Origin of the sequence: Streptomyces sp. NBC_00203 (assembly GCF_045206325.1) — a bacterium.
Lineage (GTDB): Bacteria > Actinomycetota > Actinomycetes > Streptomycetales > Streptomycetaceae > Streptomyces > Streptomyces lutosisoli.
The window spans coordinates 5,852,284-5,861,367 of record NZ_CP108126.1 but is presented as its reverse complement, the minus strand read 5'-3'; the positions used below and the strand labels follow the sequence as shown (position 1 = coordinate 5,861,367).

Sequence of the window (9,084 nt, the reverse complement as noted above, 5' to 3'; positions counted from 1 at the left end):
GTGGGCCCGGGCGCTCTGACGTGTTCCCCTCGCCGGTCCGCCTGGGCAATTGCCCGCAGCCTGCCGCTCTTGCCGCCGGGCTACGGGTTCCGGCCTGCATAGCGTGATGTTGTCCGCAGGTCACGGCTTCACCGGCAACAGAAGGTCAAGGACATGATGGTGGATCATTCCGACTGGCGTGTCGGGGTCGCTTCGGCCCCCGTCCATCACGGCGAGATTCTGCAAGGCGTGTTCACCGGTGAGGGAGGACTCACCAGGGGTCTCGTCACCCTTCCCTGCACCATCCACACGACCAGAGCCACCTTCATCCCCGCCCCCGGTCCCGAGGTCACCGTCTCACCCGAGTGGAAGGGCAAGGCGCGGCGCGCGGCGGAACTCGCCGTCCGGGCCGTGACGCCGCCGGACGCCGGGCCTTGGGGCGGCCATCTCGAACTGACCGGGGATGTGCCGCTGTGCCGCGGGTTCGGCTCGTCGACGAGCGATGTGCTGGCCGCCATCTGGGCGGTGAAGGACGCGTTCGTCAGCCCGTTGCCGCCGCAGGAGGTGGCCCGGCTGGCCGTGCGCGCCGAGACCGCCTCCGACTCCCTGATGTTCGAGGAGTCCACTGTGCTGTTCGCCCAGCGCGAGGGCGCGGTGATCGAGGACTTCGGCTACCGGATGCCGCCGGTCCGGGTGCTGGGCTTCGGCTCCCGCCCCGAGGGCGGCGGGCGGGGCGTGGACACGCTGGCGTTCGCGCCGGCGAGCTACGGCCAGGAGGAGATCGACCTCTTCGCCCGGCTGCGGGACATGCTCCGGGAGGCCATCCAGATGAAGGACGTCGCGCTGCTGGGTTCGGTGGCGACGGCGAGTACGGAGATCAACCAGCGTCATCTGCCGATACCCGGGCTCGACCGGATCCGGGACATCGCCCGGACCTCCGGCGCGCTGGGCGTGCAGGCGGCGCACAGCGGAGACATCGCGGGCCTCCTCTTCGACCGGGACGACCCGGACGTCGACGCCCGCGCCGCGCTGGCCCAGCGCCTCCTGCAAGAGATCGGTATCGACGAGCAGTGGAACTACACGACCGGTGACTGACGGGTGACTGACATGACGACGACGACTCTGCCGAAGGCTCACTCCTCGATCGTGGAGGCCACCGAGCTCCCACGCATCATCAAGGTGAGCGACAACCTCTACGCGGCGGCCTTCAGCCTGATGAAGCTGCTGCCCGCCCGCCACATCATCGACCGCGCCGAGGCCGACGGGCTGCTCTCCCCGGGCACCCCGGTCATCGAGACCTCGTCCGGGACGTTCGCCCTGGGCCTGGCCATGGTCTGCGGGCTGCGCGGCTATCCGCTGACCATCGTCGGCGACTCGGCCATCGACCGGGATCTGCGCACCCGCCTCGAAATGCTCGGCACGACGGTGGAGATCGTCGAGCACACCGGCCAGCCCGGCGGCATCCAGGGCGCACGCCTGGCCCGGGTGGAGGAGCTGCGCCGCCTCCAGCCCGACGCCTTCGTCCCCGGCCAGTACGACAACCCCGACAACCCGGGCGCCTACAGCATCGTCGCCGACCTGATCGGCGACACCGTCGGCTCCGTCGACTGCCTGGTGGGCCCGGTGGGTTCGGGCGGTTCGACGGGCGGGCTCGCCGCGTCGCTGCGGCCCGGGAACCCGGCGCTGCACCTGGTCGGCGTGGACACGCACGGCAGCATCATCTTCGGCACCCCCGACGGGCCCCGGACGCTGCGCGGACTCGGCAGCAGCATCCACCCGGGCAACGTCAAGCACGCGGCGTACGACGAGGTCCACTGGGTGACGGCCCCCGAGGCGTTCCACGCGACGCACGAGCTCTACCGCGCGCACGGCCTGTTCATGGGACCGACCAGCGGTGCCTCCTTCCAGGTGGCGTCCTGGTGGGCGGAGCACAACCCGGGGAGCACCGTGGTGATGGTGCTGCCGGACGAGGGCTACCGCTACCAGTCCACGGTCTACAACGACGCCTGGCTGAGCGACCAGGGCATCGTCCCGGCGCCCGCCCCGGGCGGCCCGGTCACCGTCGAGCACCCGCTGGACGCGACCGCCGCCTGGTCCCGGCTGCTGTGGGCGCGCCGCGGCTTCGACGACGTGGTCATGCCGGAGGTCGACTCATGAGCGGGCGGCTGCTGCTCCTGATCGAGAGCAACACCACGGGAACGGGGCGGCTGTTCGCCCGCCGCGCTGCCCAGCGCGGAGTGGAGCCGGTCCTGCTGTGCGCGGACCCGGGCCGCTATCCGTACGCCGCCGTGGACGGGCTGCGGACCGTCACCGTGGACACCGCGGACGAGGCCGCGCTGTGGACGGCGGTCTCCGAACTGGCCGGCGAGGCGCCCATCGCGGGCGTGCTGACCAGCTCCGAGTACTACGTCCCCACCGCTGCCGCGCTCGCCGCGCGGCTCAGTCTGCCGGGCCCTGCGGCCGAGGCTGTACGGGCCTGCCGCGACAAGGCCGAGCAGCGGCGGATCCTCGCCGGGGCGGGCGTCGGGGTACCGGGCTTCGCGGTCGTCGACGAGGTCGCCGGCGCCGTGGCCGCCGCGGAGGCGTGCCGACTTCCGGTGGTGGTGAAGCCGGTGCAGGGCTCCGGGAGCCTCGGCGTGCGGCTGTGCGCGGACGCCGGCGAGGTGGCCGAGCACGCCCGGACGCTGCTGGCGGCCACCGTCAACGAGCGGGGTGTCGCGGCACCGCGCCGGATCCTGGTCGAGGAGTACCTGAGCGGACCGGAGTTCTCCGTCGAGGTGTTCGGCACCCAGGCGGTGGTGACGGTCGCCAAGCACGTCGGTCCGCTCCCCGTCTTCGTGGAGGTCGGCCACGACGTCCCGGCATCGCTGCCGGCCGAGGCGGAACGCGCGCTGCGGGAGACCGCTGTGCGCGCCGTGGAAGCGCTCGGGCTCGGCTGGGGCGCGGCCCATGTGGAGCTGCGTCTGGAGAGCACCGGCGCCAAGGTCATCGAGGTCAACCCGCGGCTCGCCGGCGGCATGATCCCCGAACTCGTGCGCAGGGCCTGCGGTATCGACCTGGTCCTCGCCCAGGTCCAGTCCGCGCTCGGCGAGACTCCCGAACTGGAGCGCGGCGTCTACGCCCGCGCCTCGATCCGCTTCCTGACCGCCGAGCGCGACGGCATCCTCACCCACGCCGGCGCGCTCGACGAGACCATCGCCCGCGCCCGCGCCGTCCCGAACGTCGTGGAAGCCGTCGTCTACCGCGTCCCGGGCGAACCCGTGGGCCCCGCCGAGGACTTCCGCGGCCGCATCGGCCACACCATCGCCGTCGCCGACCACCCCGCCCCGGCCGCCGAGGCCGCCGACCGGGGAGCCGCCCTGCTCGCCGAGGCCGTGTCGTACACACACCTGAGCGCGACGGAGGCCCTCGCATGAGCACCGCGACAGCATCGGGTGTCGACACCGGGCGGCTCAAGGCAGCCCTCGACGCCGAGGCGCACCGCATCGTCTACGCCTCATACCTGCCGGACGACGGGGCGGACGACGGGCTCGGCGCGGAGCTGCGGTGCATCAGCGAGGTGGACCGGGCGCATCTGGTCATGCTGACCGAGCGCGGCATCGTGGACGCCGCCCGTGCCGCACAACTGCTGCGGGCGATCGAGGAGTTGCGCAAGCAGAACTTCGGGCCGGTGCGCGGCAGGCCGATGCCGCGCGGCCTGTACCTGGCGTACGAGGGCCATCTCATCGAGCAGTTGGGCGACGAGACCGGCGGCATCCTGCACACCGGCCGCTCCCGCAACGACCTCAACGCCACCACCACCCGGCTGAAGGTCCGCACCCCCTATCTGGCGCTGCTGGACGCGGTGGACACCCTCGCCGCGGTGCTCCTGGCGAAGGCCGAGGAGTACGCGGACGTGACGATGCCGGCGTACACGCACGGCCAGCCCGCCGTGCCGATCACCTACGGGCACTACCTGGCGGGTGTCGCCGGCGCGGTGCTGCGCGGGTACGGCGGGCTCCTCGACGCGGGCCGCCAGATCGACGTCAACCCGCTCGGCGCGGGCGCCATCGGCGGCACCTCCGTGCCGATCGACCCCGCCCGCACGGCAGAACTCCTCGGCTTCACCTCGGCCGCGCCCAACTCGGTGGACGCCGTGGCCTCCCGGGACTTCGTCCTCCAGCTGCTGTCCGCGTCCGCCGTGCTCGGCGTGGCGCTGGCCCGTATCGCGCGCGATCTGAGCACCTGGACGTCGGAGGAGTCCGGGCTGCTGCGCGTGGGCGACACGCTGGTGGGTTCGAGCTCGATGATGCCGCAGAAGCGCAACCCGTTCCTGCTGGAGCACATCCAGGGCCGGTCCACCGCGAGCCTGGGCGCGTTCATGAGCGCGGCCTCCGCGATGACCACCGGCGGCTACACCAACGCCATCGCGGTCGGCACCGAGGCCGTACGCCACCTCTGGCCGGGCCTGAGCGACACCACCGACGCGGTCACGCTGCTGCGCCTGGTCGTGGCGGGCACCGAGCCGGAGCGGGAGCGGATGGAGCAGCGCGCCGTGGACGGGTTCACCTCGGCGACATACCTGGCGGAACGACTGGTCCTGGAGGGCACGCCGTTCCGGGCGGCGCACCACCAGGTGGGCGAGACCGTCCTCGCGGCGCTGGACTCCGGCCGGTCGCTCGCGGACACCGCCGACTTCGCGGGCGATCTCGCCCCGGACCGGGTCGCCCGGGACTGCGCCCACGGCGGCGGACCGGGCAGCGATGGGCTACCGCCCCTCACCACGCAACTCGGTGTGCTTCACACTGAGTTGGTCGCCCGGCGGATCCGCTGGTCGGGCGCCGAATCGCTTCTCACCGAAGCAGTTCAGAAGGCGGTACACACATGACTGCCCCGACGCTCGAACCACCCCCGGAGATCACCGTGAAACCCAAACGCGGCGGCCTGCTGCACCAGCGCGACTTCCGTCTGCTGTGGCTCGGCGAGACAACCAACCGTGTCGGCATCAACATCACCACCGTCGCAATGCCGCTGGTGGCGGTGGTGACGCTCAACGCCAGCACATTCGCCGTGAGTGTGCTGGCCGCCGCGCCCTGGCTGCCCTGGCTGCTGATCGGCCTGCCGGCCGGCGCCTGGGTGGACCGCATGCGGCGCAGACCCCTCATGCTGGCCTGCAACGTGGGCTCGCTGCTCCTCCTGGCCAGCGTGCCCATAGCCGCCTGGCTCGACGTCCTCACCATGACCCAGATGCTGATCGTCGCCCTGCTCAACGGCCTGGCGGCGGTGTTCTTCGGCATCTCCTACAAGGTGTACGTGCCCTCGATAGTCGAGCGGAAGGACCTCCAGGAGGCCAACGCCAAGCTTCAGGGCAGCGAGTCGGTGGCGCAGGTCGCCGGCCTTGGCGGCGGCGGCCTCCTCGCCGGGGCGTTCGGCGCCGCTTCCGGACTGCTGGTCAACGCGCTGACCTTCCTCTTCTCGGCCCTGTGCCTGTCCCGCATCCGCGCCGAGGAACCCCGACCCGAGCAGCCCAAGGAGCGCACCCCGCTGCGCCAGGACATCAAGGAGGGCCTCCAGTACACGGTGAAGGACCCCTACCTGCGCATCCTGACGGGGTACGGCACCGTCACCAACCTGCTCCTGACGGCGTACCAGGCCATCCTTCCGGTCTTCATGATCCGGCAGCTGATGGTGGCGGAAGGCGCGGTCGGCTGGCTGCTGGCCTCCAGCAGCATCGGCGGACTCCTGGGCGCCACCCTCGCCAAACGCATCGCCGACCGGCACGGAACCGCGCGCGGACTCCAGCTCGCCACGGTGTTCACCGCTCCCTTCGGCCTGCTCATTCCCATGGCGGGGGAGGGCTGGCAGCTGGTGACCCTGGCGATTGGCAGCGCGCTCCTCGCCCTGGGCGTGGTGCTGGCCAACGTGATCCAGGGAGCCTTCCGGCAGCGCTACTGCCCGCCGCAGCTCCTCGGCCGTGTCACTTCCTGCATATCGGTGGCCAACTTCGGTGCCATCCCCTTCGGTTCACTGCTCGGCGGCGCACTCGGCACCGCGCTCGGCCTCAGGCCGACGCTGTGGATGCTGACCGCCGGCCTGGCGGTGACCCCCCTGATTCTCCTGATCGGGCCGATGCGCGGCAGGCGCGACCTGCCTTCCGCACCCGACCCGTCGGGCGGACGCGACCTGACGGTCGAGCCCCGCGCAGCATGAGGCCCGACCGGCTTGTCACCTGAGTAAGAACAGGAGAGACCCCGTGGAAACAACCCTGCCGTGGGTCGTTCGTGAGCTGCCACCCCCTGGCTCACTGGACCTCTGGCTCCTGAGGGTCTCGGATGTCCCCGCCGGCATCCTGGACGAGGCGGTGCTCGACGCGACCGAGCGTCAGCGCGCCGCCGCCCTCATGCACGCGGCCGACCGAACCCGGTTCACGGCCGCGCATGTCGCACTACGTCGGCTGCTCGGAACGTATTTGGGTCTGCGTCCCGAGGAGATCCACTTCGGCCGGGACACCTGTCCCTGCTGCGGCGGACCGCACGGCCGCCCGACCGTTCTCGGCGCGGGCCGCGAGTTGTTCTTCTCGCTGTCCCACCGGGGCGACCTGGCGCTCGTCGGTACGGCCGTCGCTCCGATCGGAGTCGACGTGGACCTGGTGTCGGACCAGACGGCCACCGCCGAACTGGCCTCGATGCTGCACGTGGACGAACAGGCGGAACTGGACGCGCTGGAACCGGAATTGCGCCCGCGCGCGCTGGCCCGCCTGTGGACCCGCAAAGAGGCCTACCTCAAGGGCCTCGGCTCGGGTCTGGGCCGCGACCCCTCGCTCGACTATGTCGGCTCGGGGGGCCCGCAGGGCCCGTATCCGCCATCCGGCTGGACCCTGCTGGACGTTCCGGTGGACCGGGGCTACGCGGCGGCGGTGGCGGTGCGCGGTGAACTGAACGTCACCGCTCCCACCGTCAGCAGGCTCTCCGTCCTGGACGTCGTGGAGTACACGACCGAACTCTCCGGTCTGGAACTGCCCTCCGGTCCGGACGTCGTACGAACGCCGCACGACGCCCTCCAGACGGCAAGGACCCCGCCCTGATCCGCCCCGGGGCCGACCGGGTGCACCGACTTGGTGATCACCCGGCCGGCCGAGGGCACGCGCCACTCGGCCGCCGCCGGGCGGCCACTGATCACAAGGACGTTTCCCGAAAAACCCCAACACCCCTACATCCCTTGGGAACTGACGATGTCAAACGCTGTGCAAGAGGCCCCCGCGGCCCGCCTCCCGCAGGTGCGGACCCGCACCACCGAGCGTTCCTCCGTCGCCGTCGAGCACGTCACGGGCGCGCAGTCTCTCGTCCGCTCGCTCGAAGAGGTGGGCGCGGACACCGTGTTCGGCATTCCCGGCGGCTGCATCCTGCCGGCGTACGACCCGCTGATGGACTCCGAGCGGGTACGGCATGTGCTCGTCCGGCACGAGCAGGGCGCGGGTCACGCGGCCACGGGCTACGCGCAGGCCACCGGCAAGGTCGGCGTCTGCATGGCGACCTCGGGACCGGGTGCCACCAACCTGGTGACGCCGATCGCCGACGCCCACATGGACTCGGTGCCGCTCGTGGCGATCACCGGGCAGGTTCCCTCCAAGTCGATCGGTACGGACGCCTTCCAGGAGGCGGACATCGTCGGCATCACCATGCCGATCACCAAGCACAACTTCCTCATCACCAGGGCCGAGGACATCCCGAAGACGATCGCGGAGGCCTTCCACATCGCCGCCACGGGACGCCCCGGCCCGGTCCTGGTCGACATCACCAAGGACGCCCTCCAGGAAAAGACCACCTTCAGCTGGCCGCCCCGGGCGGACCTGCCCGGCTACCGCCCGGTGACCCGGCCGCATCCCCGCCGGATCGCCGAGGCGGCCAAGCTGCTGAACCAGTCCGAGCGCCCCGTGCTCTACGTCGGCGGCGGCGTCCTCAAGGCCAAGGCCACCGACGAGCTGCGGATCCTCGCCGAGCTGACCGGCGCCCCCGTCGTCACCACCCTGATGGCGCTCGGCGCGTTCCCCGGCAGCCACCCGCAGCACGTGGGCATGCCGGGCATGCACGGCGACGTGGCCGCCGTCACCGCACTGCAGAAGGCCGATCTGATCGTCGCCCTCGGCGCCCGCTTCGACGACCGTGTCACCGGCAAGCTGGACACCTTCGCCCCGTACGCCAAGGTCGTGCACGCCGACATCGACCCGGCCGAGATAGGCAAGAACCGGTTCGCGAACGTGCCGATCGTCGGAGACGCGCGCGAGGTCATCGCCGCGCTGACGGCAGCGGTGCGCGCCGAGCACGAGGACGGCCACCGGGGTGACTACGCGAACTGGTGGCGGGACCTCAACCGCTGGCGCACCACCTACCCGCGCGGCTACGACCTGCCCTCGGACGGCACCCTCTCCCCGCAGCTGGTCATCGAGCGCATCGGCCAACTCGCCCCCGAGGGCACGCTGTTCGCGTCCGGGGTCGGGCAGCACCAGATGTGGGCGGCGCAGTTCCTCCCGCACGAGGAGCCGGGCACCTGGTTCAACTCGGGCGGCGCCGGAACGATGGGCTACTCGGTGCCGGCCGCGATGGGCGCCAAGGCCGGCCGCCCGGACCGGACCGTCTGGGCGATCGACGGCGACGGCTGCTTCCAGATGACCAACCAGGAACTCACCACCTGCGCCCTGAACAACATCCCCATCAAGGTCGCCATCATCAACAACGGCGCCCTCGGCATGGTCCGCCAGTGGCAGAACCTCTTCTACGGCGCCCGGTTCTCCAACACCGTGCTGCACGACGGCGCGACCAACGCCGAGACCGGTTCGACGCGGGGCCTGGGCTCCGCCGCCAACCGCGGCACCCGCGTCCCGGACTTCGTCCTGCTCTCCGAGGCGATGGGCTGCGTGGGCCTGCGCTGCGAGACCCCGGAGGAACTGGACGCGGTCATCGACAAGGCCAACTCGATCAACGACCGCCCTGTGGTGGTGGACTTCATCGTCCACGAGGACGCGATGGTGTGGCCGATGGTCCCTGCCGGCACTTCCAACGACGACATCATGGCCGCCCGCGACGTCCGCCCCGACTTCGGCGACTCCGCGGACGACTGAGAGGACCC

Annotated in this window: 7 protein-coding genes; all 7 read left to right on the top strand. The window is 71.5% G+C overall.

Annotation, left to right across the window (positions count from 1 at the left end; genetic code table 11):
- Window positions 1-153 precede the first annotated feature (153 nt).
- Window positions 154-1,074 (top strand): kinase, encoded by a 921-nt coding sequence (locus tag OG975_RS26355; RefSeq protein ID WP_406331849.1) that lies wholly within the window; start codon window positions 154-156, stop codon window positions 1,072-1,074.
- Between the two features lie 12 nt (window positions 1,075-1,086).
- Entirely contained in the window at window positions 1,087-2,136 is a 1,050-nt protein-coding gene (locus OG975_RS26350; protein WP_406331848.1) for a PLP-dependent cysteine synthase family protein, read from the top strand.
- Window positions 2,133-3,395, top strand: coding sequence for an ATP-grasp domain-containing protein (locus OG975_RS26345; protein ID WP_406331847.1), 1,263 nt, complete (start codon window positions 2,133-2,135; stop codon window positions 3,393-3,395). The genes OG975_RS26350 and OG975_RS26345 overlap by 4 nt, the downstream gene beginning before the upstream one ends.
- On the top strand, window positions 3,392-4,846 hold the full coding sequence (gene argH, locus OG975_RS26340) for an argininosuccinate lyase (protein WP_406331845.1): 1,455 nt from the start codon (window positions 3,392-3,394) through the stop codon (window positions 4,844-4,846). The genes OG975_RS26345 and argH overlap by 4 nt, the downstream gene beginning before the upstream one ends.
- Window positions 4,843-6,168 (top strand): MFS transporter, encoded by a 1,326-nt coding sequence (locus OG975_RS26335; protein WP_406331844.1) that lies wholly within the window; start codon window positions 4,843-4,845, stop codon window positions 6,166-6,168. Before argH ends, OG975_RS26335 begins: the two co-directional genes overlap by 4 nt.
- A 43-nt stretch (window positions 6,169-6,211) precedes the next feature.
- Entirely contained in the window at window positions 6,212-7,042 is an 831-nt protein-coding gene (locus OG975_RS26330) for a 4'-phosphopantetheinyl transferase family protein (protein WP_406331843.1), read from the top strand.
- Between the two features lie 147 nt (window positions 7,043-7,189).
- The gene (locus OG975_RS26325) at window positions 7,190-9,076 is read left to right on the top strand and encodes an acetolactate synthase large subunit (RefSeq protein ID WP_406331842.1); all 1,887 of its coding nucleotides are present in this window, start codon (window positions 7,190-7,192) and stop codon (window positions 9,074-9,076) included.
- Window positions 9,077-9,084: the final 8 nt, after the last annotated feature.